This window comes from Streptomyces sp. NPDC013317 (assembly GCF_055563155.1).
Map to the genome: position 1 here is coordinate 15,788 of NZ_JBVHDX010000020.1, position 15,621 is coordinate 31,408.

The window sequence follows — 15,621 nt, forward strand, 5'->3', positions numbered from 1 at the left end:
CTGAGCGGCACTCTCCGATCGATTCGTCGTCACTTCCGGTACCTCACGTGATGCGTGCTGGGGTGGTGGCGGTCCTCTCCGTCGTTCTCCTCATCGCCGCTGTCAGCGGTGTCGGCTGGGTGACCCCGGCCTGGGAGGCCAAGGAGAGCTGGCCCACCTTCTTCCAATACGCCACCGAGTGGTTCATGCGCTTCTTCGAAGGCGCGTCGCGGATCGTGACGGGGGGCTCGGAGGGAGCCGGCCTGAACCTCCGTCTGTTGTGCGTCCTCCTCCTGTTTCTCTGCTTCGCGGCCCTGCGCCGTTGGATGCTCCAGCGGAACGCGTACATGCCCGGGCCGGTGGACGTTCAGCGGCTCGTCTCCGCGACCGCGGACCACGAGCCCAGCCTCGAAGGTCTCACCGCCCAGCTGCGCAAGCAGCTGTCGGAGACGAACCTGTATCCCCCGTCCGCACTCCCCGCGGAATCGCCGGCCGAGAGCTTCCTCGATCTGCTCGGCGACATAGACCTCGAGCCGAAGAAGCTGGGGACGAGCATCCTGCGTCTGTTCAGTCGCCTACGGCCGAAGGTCGCCTACAAGGTGCGCGGGGTGCTGCGCGTCCGGGACGAGGAACCGGCGTTCGGCGTCACCGTCACCGTCACCTCCTATGCGACGAGGGGCAGTCGGACCGACACGATGTGGCGACCGACCTGGGAGGAGGCGGTCCGGGCCAGCGGGTACTGGGTGATGGCAGCACTGGTACCGGTCACACAGGCGAGCCGACGGGCACCCTGGCAGGAATGGCGCGGACGGAACCTCCAACCCGAGCTGTTCGCCGCCTATCAGGAGGCGAGGGAACTCAGCCAGGACCGGAAGTTCGACGATGCCCTCGACCGCTACTACACGGCACTACGGCTCGATCCCACCAACGTTCACCTGCGCACCCAGATCGCGGGGACACAGGAGAAGCTGTGGCTGCACCTCGATGCCCTCGAGACGTACCACGGAGCGATCCTCCTGGACGGGCAGAGCAGGGAGGAGCGGAACGCCCGCCTGAGAAGGGGACCCTGGAATCCGCGTCGGTCCTTCTGCAAGCGTTACGGGTGGTGGCGCAACGGCCTGCTCGAAGCGCGGTTCCGCTATGCGGTCGTCCTCGGCATGTCCGAACGCACTGCTCACCAGTGGTGCAGGTCGAAGGTGGATCCCGCTGACTACCGCAAAGCCCCGCGGCGCGCACACACCCGATGGGAGATTCACAAGTCGCTGACCCCGGCGCTCGTCGAGAGGTACTGGCGGACGGTCGTCCACCTGACGCCGCCCGGTGCGGACGATCCCATCTGCGACGAGAAGACGGCACGAGCGTGGCTCGAGGAGCAGCTCGGGGAAGAGGGCCTCGACAAGGCGAACGTCAGCCTCATATTTCAGCTTGCCTGCGAGGAGGAGATGTACCAACTCGCCGCCGACTACCCCCTCCTCCGCTTCTTCAGGAACTCCAGCAGACGGCGGTCCAGAGGACTCACCTGGACCTCGCTCCGGCTCAATCGGGACGTGTGGGCACCGCTGCGTCTGGCATGGGCCGAGAGGCAGACCAAGAACGGCGTGGTGCCGGGTCTGCGCAATGACCTTGTCTGGCCCATGAAGGAGGAGGACCTCAGGAAGCGAGTGGAGCAGGCGCGAGGATGGTGGGTCTGGCGGCGGACGGCGGCGCGGCTCGGCAGCTGGCAGCTGTGGCCCCCTCGGCCCTGGCAGGACAGGTACAACACGGCATGCATATACGCCGTGGCGATGGGCGGCCATGAGAGCAAGCAGGAACTGGACGAACTCGCCGTGCGGTCCGTGGAGGAACTGGAGGCCGCCGCCAGAGCGGACCTGACCAGTTTTCACCCCATCATGCGTTCCTGGCTGCTCATCGAGGATCCGGATCTCGAATGGCTGCGCCCTAACCCGCGATTCATACGCTTCGAACGCGAGATCTACCCCCATGACGCCCCCGACCGCGATCGGCCCCAGCGTCCAGTGAAGGCCGAGATGAAGGCATACGACCAGCAACTGCTGGGCGGCACAGCACATGTCATGGAACACACGTGGCGCCTGCGCGGGAAGGTCCTGCCGGCCGAGGCACACGTGATCGCCCAGTGGTTCATCACCGAGAAATGGGTCTGGCAGTGCGTCCACCGGGTGGCCGCCAATCAGGGCCGGGACTGGCGCGACCGGGAGAAGCTCCTTCAGACCGTCCGCGACATCGCCGACTCCACGCTGCTGGCCAAGTACGGCCTTCCGTCCAAACTGCCCGAGCTGGACGACCTCCTGGACGACGCGACGTGGTTCGAGATCAGCTCGGCGAAGGAGAGCATCACCGGATTCGAGGGGGTCATCGAGGAGCGGATGGCGGTTCTGGGTCAAGCGCTCGGCGGGACAGCCAACGGGCTGTCACCCATCGGCCGAAGCGACCAGTGGATCAGAGCGGTCAAACACAGCGGGACATCGCCCAACTTCGTGATGCAGGCCGCCGTCCGACAGGCGTGTGCGGACTATGAGGCCACCTGGCGGGCGCTGCGTGACCAGCTCGACCCCGACGACGATGAACTGGCGTTCCCCAGAGCTCTGCACCAGCTCCACGAACCGGATGGGGCGTGGCGACTCCTCGCCACCTTCAGGACACGAGCGCCGGGCTCCTTCCGTCACACCGGTTGACCTCGGTGCGGGAAGAACCCCTGCCGGCCGGAGCCGGCAGGGGTCGACAGTCCGGAACGGGTCAGTGGTTGCGCGGGAAGCCGAGGTCCACGCCTGCCGGGGCCTCGGAGGGGTCCGGCCAGCGGGTCGTGACGACCTTGCCGCGGGTGTAGAAGTGGACGCCGTCGTTGCCGTAGACGTGGTGGTCGCCGAAGAGCGAGTCCTTCCAGCCGCCGAACGAGTGGTAGCCCACCGGCACCGGGATCGGCACGTTCACGCCGACCATGCCCGCCTCGATCTCCAGCTGGAAGCGGCGGGCCGCGCCGCCGTCCCGGGTGAAGATCGCGGTGCCGTTGCCGAACGGCGAGGCGTTGATGAGGGCGACGCCCTCCTCGTACGTCTCGGCGCGCAGCACACAGAGCACCGGGCCGAAGATCTCGTCCTGGTACGCCTTCGCGGTCGTGGGCACGTGGTCCAGGAGGGACAGGCCGATCCAGTGCCCGTCCTCGAACCCGTCGACCGTGTAGCCGGTGCCGTCGAGGACGACCTCGCAGCCCTCGTCCGCCGCGCCCTTCACGTACGAGGCGACCTTGTCGCGGTGGACCGCCGTGATCAGCGGGCCCATCTCGGAGGTCGGGTCGTTGCCGGGGCCGATCTTGATCTTCTCGGCGCGCTCGCGGATCTTCTGCACCAGCTCGTCGCCGATCGCACCGACCGCGACGACCGCCGAGATCGCCATGCAGCGCTCACCGGCCGAGCCGTACGCCGCCGAGACCGCGGCGTCGGCCGCCGCGTCCAGGTCGGCGTCCGGCAGCACCAGCATGTGGTTCTTCGCGCCGCCGAGCGCCTGGACGCGCTTGCCCGCCGTCGAGGCGGTGGTGTGGATGTACCGGGCGATCGGCGTCGAGCCGACGAAGGAGATCGCCGAGACGTCCGGGTGCTCCAGGAGCCGGTCGACGGCGACCTTGTCGCCGTGGACGACGTTGAAGACGCCGTCCGGCAGGCCCGCCTCGGCGAGCAGCTCCGCGATCTTCAGCGACGGCGAGGGGTCCTTCTCGCTCGGCTTGAGGATGAAGGTGTTGCCGCACGCGATGGCGATGGGGAACATCCACATCGGGACCATCGCCGGGAAGTTGAACGGCGTGATGCCGGCCACCACGCCCACGGGCTGGCGGATCGCGGCCACGTCCACCCGGTTCGAGACCTGGGTGGACAGCTCTCCCTTGAGCTGGGTGGTGATGCCACAGGCCAGGTCCACGATCTCCAGACCGCGGGCGACCTCGCCCAGCGCGTCCGAGTGCACCTTGCCGTGCTCGGCGGTGATCAGCTCGGCGATGGCGTCCCGGTTGGCGTCGAGCAGCGCGCGGAACTTGAAGAGGATCGTGGTGCGCTGCGCCAGCGACGCCGTGCCCCAGGTCTCGAAGGCGGTCTTCGCCGCGGCCACGGCCGCGTCGACCTCGTCGACCGACGCCAGCGCCACCTTCGTGGTCACGGCGCCCGTGGCCGGGTCGGTGACCGGGCCCCAGTTGCCCGACGTGCCCTCGACGGTCTTGCCACCGATCCAGTGGTTGACGGTCTTCTCGGTGTTCGTCATGCCGGAATGCTCCTTCAGAGATGGCGGCGTCGGGCGGTGACGTGCCGGTCGTACTCCTCCCGGGCCTTGACCGCCGACGCGCGGGTCGAGGTCTCGGCCACGGGCACATCCCACCACGCCTCGGCGGGGGGCGCGCCCGACACTGTGTCTGCCGTTTCGGTCTCGACATAGACACATGTGGGAACGGTCGACGCCCGCGCGTCGGCGAGGGCTTCTCGCAGGTCACGTGCGGTACGTGCAGTGAGCACCCGCATCCCGAGCGAGGCCGCGTTGGCGGCCAGGTCGACGGGGAGCGGGTCCCCGGTGAAGGTGCCGTCCGGCGCGCGGAAGCGGTACGCGGTGCCGTACCGCTCACCGCCCACGGCCTCGGACAGCCCTCCGATGGAGGCGTACCCGTGGTTCTGCAGGATCACCACCTTGATGGGCAGCCCTTCCTGCACGGCGGTGACGATTTCGGTGGGGTTCATCAGGTACGTACCGTCGCCGACGAGCGCCCAGACCGGCCGCCCGGGCGCGGCGAGGGCCACTCCGATCGCCGCCGGGATCTCGTATCCCATGCAGGAGTAGCCGTATTCGACGTGGTACTGGTCGGCGGAGCGGGCCCGCCAGAGCTTGTGGAGCTCCCCGGGAAGCGAGCCGGCGGCGTTGATCAGGATGTCGTCCCCGGTGACCAGGGTGTCGAGTGCGCCGAGGACCTGCGGCTGGGTGGGCCGGGCGGCCTCGTCGGCCGGGGTGCAGGCGGCGGTGACGCGGGCCTCCCAGCGGTGCTTGTCCTCCGTGTACTCGCGCGCGTAGTGCTCCGTGACATGGTGCGGGTCGAGCAGCGCGTGGAGCGCCTCGATGCCTTCGCGGGCGTCCGCGACCAGCGGCAGCGCGGCCAGCTTGTGCGAGTCGAAGGCGGCGATGTTGAGGTTCACGAACCGTACGTCCGGGTGGGCGAACAGGGTCCCGGAGGCGGTGGTGAAGTCGGTCCAGCGGGTGCCGACCCCGATCACCACGTCGGCCGTGCGCGCCAGGTGGTCGGCGACGGCGGTGCCGGTGTGGCCGACGGCGCCGACGTCCTGCGGGTGGTCGTGACGCAGGGCGCCCTTGCCCGCCTGGGTGGAGGCGACCGGGATCCCGGTCAGGGAGGCGAAGGTGCCGAGCGCCTCCTCGGCGCCGCTGTACTTGACCCCGCCACCCGCGACGATCAGCGGACGGGCAGCCCGGCCGATCGCCTCGACCGCCGCCTCCAGTTCGGCGTCGTCCGGCACCGGGCGGCGCACGCGCCAGACCCGCTCGGCGAAGAACTCCTCCGGCCAGTCGTACGCCTCCGCCTGGACGTCCTGCGGCAGGGCGAGCGTCACCGCCCCGGTCTGGACGGGGTCGGTGAGGACCCGCACGGCGGCGAGAGCGGCGGGGATCAGCGCCTCGGGGCGGGTGACACGGTCGAAGTACGCGGAGACCGGCCGCAGACAGTCGTTGACGGACACATCGCCCGCGTACGGGACTTCCAGCTGCTGGAGGACCGGGTCGGCGGGGCGGGTGGCGAAGCTGTCGCCGGGAAGCAGCAGCACCGGGAGGCGGTTGATCGTGGCGAGCGCGGCACCGGTGACGAGGTTGGTGGCGCCGGGGCCGATGGAGGTGGTCACGGCGTGCGCGGAGAGCCGGTTCGACTGGCGGGCGTAGCCGACGGCCGCGTGCACCATGGCCTGTTCGTTGCGCCCCTGGTGGTACGGCATCGCGTCGGCGTACTCCACGAGCGCCTGGCCGATCCCGGCGACGTTCCCGTGCCCGAAGATGCCCCAGGTCGCGGCGATCAACCGCCTTCGTACACCGTCGCGTTCGGTGTGCTGCGCGGCGAGGAACCGTACCAGCGCCTGCGCGACGGTCAGAGTGCTCACGTGTACCCCTCCGAGTGGTCGGGATGGAAGCAGATCTTCCACTCCCGCTCCGGTCCTGGTCCCGCCATCACGTTCAGGTAGTACATGTCGTGCTCCGGCTGCGCGATCGACGGGCCGTGCCAGCCGTCGGGCACGAGGACGGCGTCACCGGTGCGGACCTCGGCGAGGAGGTCGGCGCCGCCGGGACGGGAGGGGGAGATCCGCTGGTAGCCGACCCCGCCGCCGGCGATCTCGAAGTAGTAGATCTCCTCCAGCTCGGACTCGGCGCCCGGGCGGTGCTCGTCGTGCTTGTGGGGCGGGTAGGAGGACCAGTTCCCGCCGGGGGTGATCACCTCGACGGCGATGAGGCGGTCCGCCTCGAAGACGCCTGCGGCGGCGAAGTTCCGTACGCTCCGTGCCCGGTTGCCGGTGCCGCGGGCCTCGACGGGTACCTCCGGCGCGGGGCCGTAGCGAGCGGGGAGTCGTCGCTCGCACTTCGCTCCTGCCAAAGCGAAGCGGCCTCCCGCACCGGAGGCGATCTGGACCCGGGCGTCGCGGGGCACGTACGCGAAGTCGGACACTCCGCCGAACACGCTCTCGCGGCCCTGGAGTTGAAGCCTCCGGCCGTCGACGTGCACCGTACAGCCGCCGGAGAGCGGAAGCACGATCCACTCGCTGTCCCCGGTGTCCAGGAGATGGGTGGCTCCCGGGCCGAGCTCGAGGACGCGCAGTGCGGAGTGCGCCCAGCCGGCCCGGTCGGGGTCGACGTGGAGCGCGTACGACCCGTGGGAGGCGCTCCCGGCGGGCAGATGGAGATCGTTCATGGGTGGTGCGTACTCCTTCCTACCGCTTCCCCCACCAGCCGCGCAGCGGTATCGACGGCTCCGGCCACATCGCCGTCCGCGGGATAGAGGAGGGTGCGGCCGACGACCAGGCCCCGGACGGTGGGCAGGCGCAGCGCGTCGCGCCATCGCGCGTACGCGACGTCCTGGGCGTCCGGGCCCGGGCCGGGGTCTCCGCCGAGCAGGACGGTGGGAAGGGTGGTGGTCTCCAGGACGCGGGCCATGTCGTCGGGGTGGTCGGTGACCGGGACCTTGAGCCAGGTGTAGGCGGAGGTGCCGCCGAGGCCGGAGGCGACGGCGAGGGAGGTGACGACGGCCTCGGCGGAGAGGTCGTTGTGCAGCCTGCCGTCGCGGTCGCGGTGGCAGAGGAACGGTTCGACGAAGACGGGGAGCCGCAGGGCGGCCATCTCGTCGACGGCGCGGGCGGCGGTGTGGAGGGTGGAGAGCGAGCCGGGGTCGTCGGGGTCGATCCGCAGGAGCAGCTTGCCGGCGTCGAAGCCGAGCCGGGCGAGGTCCTGGGGCCGGTGGCCGGTGAACCGGTCGTCGAGCTCGAAGGAGGCCCCGGCGAGACCGCCGCGGTTCATCGACCCGATGGCCAGGCGGTCGTCCAGGGCGCCGAGCAGGAGGAGGTCGTCGAGGATGTCGGCGGAGGCGAGGACCCCGTCGACGCCGGGCCGCGAGAGCGCGAGCCGGAGCCGGGCGAGGAGGTCGGCACGGTCGGCCATCGCGTACGGCCGCGCCCCGACGCCGAGCGCACCGCGGGCGGGGTGGTCGGCGGCGACGATCAGCAGCCGTTCGCGGCCCTCGAACCACGCCCGCCTCCGCCGCGCCTCGGCTGCCTCCGCCACGGCCTCGGGCCGCCGGGCCCGCAGTGACACGAGCCGCTCGACGTCGACGGGCTCGACTCCGTCGGCCCCGCTCACGCCCCGCACGGCCTGCGCGGCCCGAGCCAGCCGCCGAGGCGGCGCGGGGTGCGCGACCTGACGGAGGGGGTCGGTGGCGGTGGGCGTCTCGTGCGAAGTTCCGTGCGGGGCACGCGCCACGGGCGCGGGCGCCCGCCCGGGAGCGGGTTGGGCGGGCGCGGGAGCGCGCTCGGGGGTCGGGGAGGTCGAGTCGGCGCCGGTCCGGCCGCTCGCCGGCGGTGGCGGTGGCGGTGGGGCCGGCATGGGGCTCTGAGGGTCCGAAGTGGGGGACGTGGAGGGGCTCTTCGGGCCGCTCGCCCGGCGGTGGGCGGCTCGCGTGCGCCAGCTGTCGGCCGGGCGGGCGGTCACGGGGTGCGCTCCGGGAGCGTGCCGGTGCCGGCGGCCAGGGCGCGGTCGATCTCGTCGGCGCGGGGCATCGCCGGGGAGCAGGCGAGGCGCCCCGCCACGATGGCGCCGGCCGCGTTGGCCCGGCGGAGGGTGCGGTCCAGGTCCCAGCCGGCGAGCAGCCCGTCGCACAGCGCCCCGCCGAACGCGTCGCCCGCGCCGAGGCCGTTGACCACCTCGACCGGCAGCGGCGCGACCTCCGCGCTCTCCCCGTCCGAGGTCATCGCGAGGACCCCCTTCGGGCCCTGCTTGACGACCGCGAGCCGGACGCCGGCGGCGAGCAGCGCGCGGGCCGCCGCGTACGGCTCGCGCTCCCCCGTCGCGACCTCGCACTCGTCCAGGTTGCCGACCGCGACCGTGGCCGATCGCAGCGCCTCCCGGTAGAGCGGCCCGGCCTCGTCCGGGTCGGTCCAGAGCACCGGGCGCCAGTCCAGGTCGAGCACGGTCAGCTCCGCGCCGCCCCGCTCGCGCAGCGCGCCCAGCGTCGCCGTGCGGCTGGGCTCTGCGCTCAGCCCCGTCCCGGTCACCCAGAACGCCCGAGCCGCCCGGACCGCCCCGAGATCCAGTTCCGCCGGGTGGATCTCCAGGTCGGGCGCCCGGGGGCGGCGGTAGAAGTGGATCGGGAAGTCGTCGGGCGGGAAGATCTCGCAGAAGGTGACCGGAGTCGGATACGCCTCCACCGCCGTCACCCAGCGGTCGTCGACCCCGAACGCGGCCAGCTCCTCGTGGAGGTACTCCCCGAACGGGTCCGCTCCGGTACGGCTCACCAGCGCCGTGCGCCGCCCGAGCCGGGCCGCCGCGACCGCCACGTTCGCGGGCGAGCCGCCGAGGAACTTCCCGAAGGTCTCCACCCGGGCGAGCGGGACGCCCACCTGGAGGGGGTAGAGGTCCACGCCGATGCGCCCCATCGTGATCAGCTCGTACGGCTCCGCATCCACGCGCGCCACCTCTCGCCTCGGCCCCGCACCCAGGTCTAGCCGTCCGCCCCGAACCCTGTCAACGCTATGTCCTTACATTCGGACGAGCGTCTTGACGCGTCGTTCCGGGCCCGGTCAAGGTGGCTCTCATGACGAAGCCGTCGCCGCTGTCCCGTATCCGTATCGGCTCCGCCCCCGACTCCTGGGGCGTCTGGTTCCCCGACGATCCCCGGCAGGTTCCCTGGCAGCGCTTCCTCGACGAGGTCGCCGACGCCGGCTACGCGTGGATCGAGCTCGGACCGTACGGCTATCTGCCCACCGATCCCGCCGTCCTGGCCGAGGAGACGGGCCGCAGGGGACTGCGGGTCTCGGCGGGCACGGTCTTCACCGGGCTGCACCACGGTCCGGCGGTCTGGGAGAAGACCTGGGCCCATGTCGCCGACAACGCGGCGCTGGCGCAGGCGATGGGCGCGGAGCACCTCGTCGTCATCCCCTCCTTCTGGCGGGACGACAAGACGGGCGAGGTCCTGGAGGACCGCACGCTCACCGCGGAACAGTGGCGCGATCTGACCGGTCTGACGGAGCGCCTCGGCCGCGAGGTCCGGGACCGCTACGGGCTGCGGATCGTCGTCCATCCGCACGCGGACACCCATGTCGACAGCGAGGAGAACGTGGCCCGCCTCCTGGACGCGACCGATCCGGAGCTGGTCTCGCTCTGCCTGGACACCGGGCACTACGCGTACTGCGGGGGCGACAGCGTCAAGCTGATCGAGACGTACGGCGAACGCATCGGCTACCTCCACCTCAAGCAGGTCGATCCGGAGATCCTCGCCGGGGTCGTCGCCGACGAGGTGCCCTTCGGTCCGGCCGTGGCGCGAGGGGTGATGTGCGAGCCGCCCGCCGGGGTGCCGGCGCTGGAGCCGGTCCTCGCGGCGGCGCAGGCCCTGGACGTGGAGCTCTTCGCCATCGTCGAGCAGGACATGTATCCGTGCGAGCCGGACAGGCCGTACCCGATCGCGGTCCGCACACGTCGCTTCCTGCGCTCCTGCGGAGCATAGAGGCCACGAGAAGGCCGTTCGACGCGCCGTTGTGACCATGCGTCACTTACGTCACGTCCGTCCCCTTGTCGTCACAGATCTCTCCATTACGCGGGCTTTACGTCACAGCCGGTCGACAGCCCCTCCCTTCCCGTTGGAAGGGGTCGTTGCAAGGGGCACAGGCTCAGTGATCGCCAGCGCTGGCCCCGCAGCTCCCCCGAACGGCACCCCCGCCGCCGCTGCGAGGCGCGCAGGGAGGTGCCCCGCATGACGGACAGAAGGCTCTGGTCCTACAAGGACATCGCCGCACACATCAAGGTGCAGCCGGACACCGTCCGGTCCTACCGGAAGCACGGCCTCCTGCCGGCGCCCGACCACGTCGAGTCGGGCAAGCCGTACTGGTACGCGGACACGATCCACGCCTGGGTGGCGAACCGCCCCGGCAACAGGGTCCGCAGGGACTGACCTCCTGCCGCCCGAGGGCCCCGCACCCACACAGCCGGTGCGGGGCCCTCGGGCTGCCCGGGGCGATCCGGGCGTCCGCCCCTACCGGCCGACGGACTCCTTGTCCCGGGTGTCCTCGTCGGCCCGTTCCGACGCTTCCGCCCGACCGTGCTCCTCGGACCGCTCAGGGGCTTCCACCCGCTCCGGCGCCTTCGCCGCGTCCCCTCCCTCGCTGACCCCGAACCGGTCGTGGAAGCGGCGCAGCGGGCCCGGGGCCCACCAGGTGAGGCGGCCGGTCAGCTTCATCACGGCCGGTACGAGCAGGCTGCGGACCACCATCGCGTCCATCAGCACGGCGAGCGCGACGCCCAGGCCCAGCATCTTGGTGTTGGTCACCCGCGAGGTGCCGATGGCCACCATGACGACGGCGAGGATGACGGCGGCGGCGGTGATCAGGCCGCCCGTACGGCGCAGGCCGAACCGGACCGCGTGGTCGTGGTCGCCCGTCGCGTCGTACTCCTCCTTGATCCGGGATATCAGGAACACGCCGTAGTCCATCGAGAGGCCGAAGGCGACGCAGAACATCAGCACGGGCAGGGTCGTCTCGATGTCCCCGGTCGGGGTGAAGCCGAGGAACCCGGAGAGGTGGCCTTCCTGGAAGACCCAGACCACCGCGCCGAACATGGCGGTCAGGCTGAGCCCGTTGAGAACGACGGCCTGGATCGGTATCAGCACGCTGCCGGTCAGCAGGAAGACCAGGAGCAGGGTGACGACCACGATGATCGCCCCCGCCCAGGGGAGCCGGTCGCCGATGGCGTCCTTGGAGTCGACCAGGAGGGCGGCCGACCCGGTGACGGACGTGTCGAACGGAGCCTCCGCGGCGCGCAGTTCACCCACCACGCGCTGGGCCGTCTCGCCGACGCCCTCGCCCTCCGGGATCACCGTGAAGTACGCGGGGGCTCCGGCGTCGGCGCCCGAGGCCACCGGCCCGTCCACCCGCACGACCCCGTCGAGGGCCGCTGTCCGCTCGCGGTACCCGGCGTACTCGGCGGGGGTCGCACCGCCCTCCGCGAGGACCGTGAGCCCGCCGCCCGGGCTGCCGGGGAATCCGTCGCGCAGCTCGTCCTGGACCACCCGGGACTCGGCGGTGGTGGGGAGCTGCCGGTCGTCGACCGTGCCGAACTTCGCACCGAGGAAGGGGAGTCCGAGCAGGACCAGACCCGCTGTGGTGAGGACGGCGAAGACCGGTGCGCGCCGCATCACGAGCGCCGCCGTCCGCGCCCAGCCGGCCCCCGGCTCCTTGGCTTCCGCCTCCGCGGAGCGGCTCGACCGGGCGCCGGCCGGCTCGGCGGCACCCGGCCGGGCGCGGCCCGGCTCGGCGCCTTCGGCGGCTCGGCTCCGGCGCTTGAACAGACGGCGCAGGTCCAGCGCGTTGACCCGCTCCCCGAGCAGCATCAGGGCGGCGGGCAGCAGGGTCAGCGCTGCGGCCGCGGCGAGCAGCACCACGGCGATGCCCGCGTAGGCGAAGGAGCGCAGGAAGTACTGCGGGAAGACGAGCATCGCGGAGAGCGAGGCCGCCACGGTCAGGGCGGAGAAGAGCACCGTCCGCCCGGCCGTCCGCAGGGTCGTGGCGACGGCGGTCCGGGTGTCGGCGCCCCGGCCGAGCTCCTCGCGGAACCTGCGGACCACGAACAGGGCGTAGTCGATGGCGAGTCCGAGCCCGAGGGCCGTCGTCAGGTTCTGCGCGAAGACCGAGACGTCGGTGAGCTCGGTGAGTCCCCGCAGTACCGCGTTCGTCCCCAGGATGGCCACGATGCCGATGCCCAGTGGCAGCATGGCCGCGACCGCGCTTCCGAAGACCATCACGAGCAGGACGAGCGTCACCGGCAGGGCGATCAGCTCGGCGCGCAGGAGGTCCTCCTCCACGGTCGACTGCATCTCGTGCTGCACGGCCAGCTGACCGCCGATCGAGACGTCGACGGGTCCGTGGGCGCCCCGGAAGTCCGGGGCGATCCGCTCCAGGATCTCGCCGGCGGCCTTCTCGTCGCCCTCTACTCTGGCGACGATCACAGCCTGCCGGCCGTCCTCGGAGCGCAGGGCCGGGGAGCCGGTCCCCCAGTAGGAGCCGATGCCGCCGACCCCCTGCTCGGCGTCGAGCCGCTCGGCGAGGCGCCGCGCCTCTGCGGCCACGCCGGGATCGTCGACCGCGCCCTCCCGCGCGCTCACCAGCAGGAGCAGGTTGGGCTGGGAGGCGGGGAACTCCCGCTCCAGAACCTCGGTCGCGTACGTGGACTCGGCGCCCGGGACCTCGAAGCCGCCGCTCCCCATCCGGTCGGCGACACCGCTGCCGGCGAACACGGCGAGCGCGGTGATCACCAGTGCGACCAGCAGGGACAGGCGTGGCCTGGCCGTCACGAACCGGGTCCACCCCCCGCCCGGTGCGGGCCCTGAATTCTTGACTTCGGCCATGACGCGGTGTCCCCTTCACCATGACCCATGCGCTCGCTTCCCGGCAGGTCGCATGGGTCGCCCATTGCCATAGACTGGCAAACACGAGTCATCGCTCGCGTTTCACAAGAATGCGAGCGAACTCTCGTGTTTGTCAAACATGCTGAGAGAGCTGGGGACAGTCATGTCCGAGGAGAGGTCCGAGAGTTCGGCCGAACAGAAGCCGCGCCGTCGACAGGCCCGCGGCGAGCGCCGCATCGCGCAGCTGCTCCAGGCGGCGGCCAGCGTCTTCTGCACGAACGGCTACACGGCCGCCAGCACCAACGCGATCGCCCGCGAGGCCAGCGTCTCCCCCGGAACGCTCTACCAGTACTTCCCCAACAAGGAGGCGATCGCCGTCGAGCTCGGCGGCCGCCTGCTGCACCAGATGCGCGAGATGCACGGCCAGGCGTTCACCCCGGCCAACCTCGCCCTGCCGCTGCCCGAGCTCGTGGACGCGGTGCTCGACCCGATGATCGAGTTCAACTGCAAGAACCCGGTCTTCCTCGCCCTGATGCACGGCTCCGAGATCCCGGGCCGGATCGCCGAGGAGCACGACGCCCTGCACGCCTCGCTCCTGACCTCGGTCCAGAGCCTGTTCGAGCACCACCTGCCCGACCACACAGCCGAGGACCGCACCCTCAAGGCCGAGATGACCTTCGCCGTCGTCAAGGGCGGCCTCACGCTCATCCTCGCCGCCGACGAAGGGCCGGCACGCGACGCGGCGATCGCCGAGCTGAAGACCCTCCTGCTGCGCTACCTCGGCCCGCTCATCGGAGACTCCCCGGCAACGGCCCAGACCCCGGCCACCGCCGGCAGCGGCGCCGGCGGCGCGCTCACCACGACTCCGCCCCGCTGACGGACTCCCCGACCCCGGCCCCGCGCCCCGCGCCCGCCCCCTTCGCCCGGATCTTCATCGCGAGGATCGGGAAGACGAGGACGGAGAGCATCCCCGCCCCCACGAGCGCCGCCGCCTCGCCCGCCGACAGCGCCTTGTCGTCGACCCCGATGGTGGTGATCGCGACGACGAGCGGCAGGGCCGTGGACTGGTAGAGCACCAGCGCGCTCCGGTCCCTGCGCACCAGGTCGCCCGGGGCGAGGAACCAGACCGGCCCGCCCCGCACCACCACGAACAGCAGCAGGAAGACCGGCAGCAGGAGCAGCGTGCGGCCGCCGTCGAGCAGCGAGTCCAGGTCGAACTCGATGCCGGTGACGACGAAGAAGACCGGGACGAGGAAGCCGAAGCCGACCGCCTCGACCTTCTCCAGGATCGCGGGCCCCGACTCGGGCGCAGCGCCGGTCAGGACGAGCCGGGTGATCAGCCCGGCGGCGAACGCGCCGAGCAGGACGTCGAGACCGAGGGCCTGCGAGGCGCCCAGCATCAGCGCGAGCAGCAGGAACACGAAGCGGACCGCGAACTGGCCGCTGGTGTGCATGGTCTTGGCGATGACCCGGGAGAACCAGGGCGGCCTCGGCCTCAGCGCCCAGAGGACGGCCGCCGCCGTCAGGACGGCGAAGACCGCGAGGAGCACCGTGGACTGGGCCGCGCTGCGGCCGCTCAGAAGGAGCGTCATCGCGATGACGGGCCCGAACTCCCCCACCGCGCCGAAGGCCATCACCACCGTGCCGAACCGGCCGTGCAGATCACCGGAGTCCCGCAGCACCGGCAGGACGGTACCGAGTGCCGTGCTGGTCAGGGCCACCCCGATGAAGACTCCGTTGTGGAATCCGTCGCCCAGCAGCGCCCCGGCGACGAGCCCGAGCGCCAGGGCGACCAGCCACGCCCCCACCGAGCGCCTGAGGGTGTCGCCCCGCACTCTGCCGAACTCGATCTCGTACCCCGCGAGGAAGATCAGCATCGCGAGCCCGAGCTCCGAGAGGCCGTCGATCAGCGGGCCCGTGTGCGCCCAGCCGAGGACGTCGGGGCCGACGAGGATGCCGAGCAGGATCTCGAAGATGACGAGCGGAACGGGCAGCCGGCGCCCCACCGCGTAGGCCAGCAGCGGTGCCAGGACGGCGATCGCCATGATCAGGATCAGTGTGGCGCCGGAATGCGACATGTCCGGTATCTACCATGGCTCGCACCACCACCAGGGGCACAGGCCCGACAGGGCGCCGGCGCATGACTGGATTCATACCCCCTAGGGGTATAGACTGTGCTTCAGTACGACCCTGTACCTGCACGCCCTCGAAGAGGAGACCGTCATGACCGCCGAGACGTCGACCGAACTCACCACCGTGTACCAGGTCAAGGGAATGACCTGCGGGCACTGCGAGGGCGCGGTCTCCAGCGAGATCTCCGAGATCGCCGGGGTCTCCTCCGTCAAGGCCGTGGCCTCCACCGGCCAGGTCACCGTGGTCTCCCAGGCCCCGCTCGACGAGGAGGCCGTCCGCGCCGCCGTCGACGAGGCGGGCTACGAGCTCGTCGGCCGGGCCTGAGACACCCGCGGGGTCCCCTGCCCGGGGCCGAGGCTCGGGCA

At 71.5% G+C, this 15,621-nt stretch carries 12 protein-coding genes; 5 read left to right on the forward strand and 7 right to left on the reverse strand.

Annotated features, from left to right (window positions below; all coding sequences use genetic code 11):
* The first annotated feature begins 47 nt into the window (after window positions 1-47).
* Window positions 48-2,672 (forward strand): hypothetical protein, encoded by a 2,625-nt coding sequence (locus ACZ3IJ_RS33570; protein ID WP_467474595.1) that lies wholly within the window; start codon window positions 48-50, stop codon window positions 2,670-2,672.
* Between the two features lie 61 nt (window positions 2,673-2,733).
* Here ACZ3IJ_RS33570 and mmsA read toward each other — a convergent pair whose 3' ends face one another.
* The 5 genes from mmsA to iolC all read right to left on the reverse strand — a co-directional run bounded on the left by mmsA (window position 2,734) and on the right by iolC (window position 9,164).
* Window positions 2,734-4,245: a CoA-acylating methylmalonate-semialdehyde dehydrogenase gene (gene mmsA / locus ACZ3IJ_RS33575; protein ID WP_467474597.1), complete on the reverse strand. Its 1,512-nt coding sequence runs from the start codon at window positions 4,243-4,245 to the stop codon at window positions 2,734-2,736.
* Window positions 4,246-4,259: 14 nt separating this feature from the next.
* Window positions 4,260-6,128: a 3D-(3,5/4)-trihydroxycyclohexane-1,2-dione acylhydrolase (decyclizing) gene (gene iolD, locus ACZ3IJ_RS33580; protein ID WP_467474599.1), complete on the reverse strand. Its 1,869-nt coding sequence runs from the start codon at window positions 6,126-6,128 to the stop codon at window positions 4,260-4,262.
* Window positions 6,125-6,931 (reverse strand): 5-deoxy-glucuronate isomerase, encoded by an 807-nt coding sequence (gene iolB / locus ACZ3IJ_RS33585; protein WP_467474601.1) that lies wholly within the window; start codon window positions 6,929-6,931, stop codon window positions 6,125-6,127. Before iolB ends, iolD begins: the two co-directional genes overlap by 4 nt.
* A complete protein-coding gene (locus tag ACZ3IJ_RS33590) occupies window positions 6,928-7,872 on the reverse strand; it encodes a Cgl0159 family (beta/alpha)8-fold protein (protein ID WP_467474603.1) in 945 nt (314 codons plus the stop codon). The genes iolB and ACZ3IJ_RS33590 overlap by 4 nt, the downstream gene beginning before the upstream one ends.
* A 344-nt stretch (window positions 7,873-8,216) precedes the next feature.
* Window positions 8,217-9,164, reverse strand: coding sequence for a 5-dehydro-2-deoxygluconokinase (gene iolC / locus ACZ3IJ_RS33595; protein ID WP_467474714.1), 948 nt, complete (start codon window positions 9,162-9,164; stop codon window positions 8,217-8,219).
* A 158-nt stretch (window positions 9,165-9,322) separates the two neighbouring features.
* Between iolC and ACZ3IJ_RS33600 the strand changes: the two genes are divergently transcribed.
* The gene (locus ACZ3IJ_RS33600; protein WP_467474605.1) at window positions 9,323-10,231 is read left to right on the forward strand and encodes a sugar phosphate isomerase/epimerase family protein; all 909 of its coding nucleotides are present in this window, start codon (window positions 9,323-9,325) and stop codon (window positions 10,229-10,231) included.
* A 246-nt stretch (window positions 10,232-10,477) separates the two neighbouring features.
* Window positions 10,478-10,675, forward strand: coding sequence for a helix-turn-helix transcriptional regulator (locus tag ACZ3IJ_RS33605; protein ID WP_467474607.1), 198 nt, complete (start codon window positions 10,478-10,480; stop codon window positions 10,673-10,675).
* An 81-nt stretch (window positions 10,676-10,756) separates the two neighbouring features.
* On the opposite strand, the gene ACZ3IJ_RS33610 is transcribed toward ACZ3IJ_RS33605, so the two are convergent.
* Window positions 10,757-13,123 (reverse strand): MMPL family transporter, encoded by a 2,367-nt coding sequence (locus ACZ3IJ_RS33610; RefSeq protein ID WP_467474609.1) that lies wholly within the window; start codon window positions 13,121-13,123, stop codon window positions 10,757-10,759.
* A 163-nt stretch (window positions 13,124-13,286) separates the two neighbouring features.
* Between ACZ3IJ_RS33610 and ACZ3IJ_RS33615 the strand changes: the two genes are divergently transcribed.
* On the forward strand, window positions 13,287-14,000 hold the full coding sequence (locus ACZ3IJ_RS33615) for a TetR/AcrR family transcriptional regulator (protein WP_467474611.1): 714 nt from the start codon (window positions 13,287-13,289) through the stop codon (window positions 13,998-14,000).
* On the opposite strand, the gene ACZ3IJ_RS33620 is transcribed toward ACZ3IJ_RS33615, so the two are convergent.
* Entirely contained in the window at window positions 13,978-15,201 is a 1,224-nt protein-coding gene (locus ACZ3IJ_RS33620; protein ID WP_467474613.1) for a cation:proton antiporter, read from the reverse strand. The genes ACZ3IJ_RS33615 and ACZ3IJ_RS33620 overlap by 23 nt on opposite strands.
* A 145-nt stretch (window positions 15,202-15,346) precedes the next feature.
* Here ACZ3IJ_RS33620 and ACZ3IJ_RS33625 point away from each other — a divergent pair, with 145 nt between their 5' ends.
* On the forward strand, window positions 15,347-15,580 hold the full coding sequence (locus ACZ3IJ_RS33625) for a heavy-metal-associated domain-containing protein (protein ID WP_467474615.1): 234 nt from the start codon (window positions 15,347-15,349) through the stop codon (window positions 15,578-15,580).
* The last annotated feature ends 41 nt before the right edge of the window (window positions 15,581-15,621 follow it).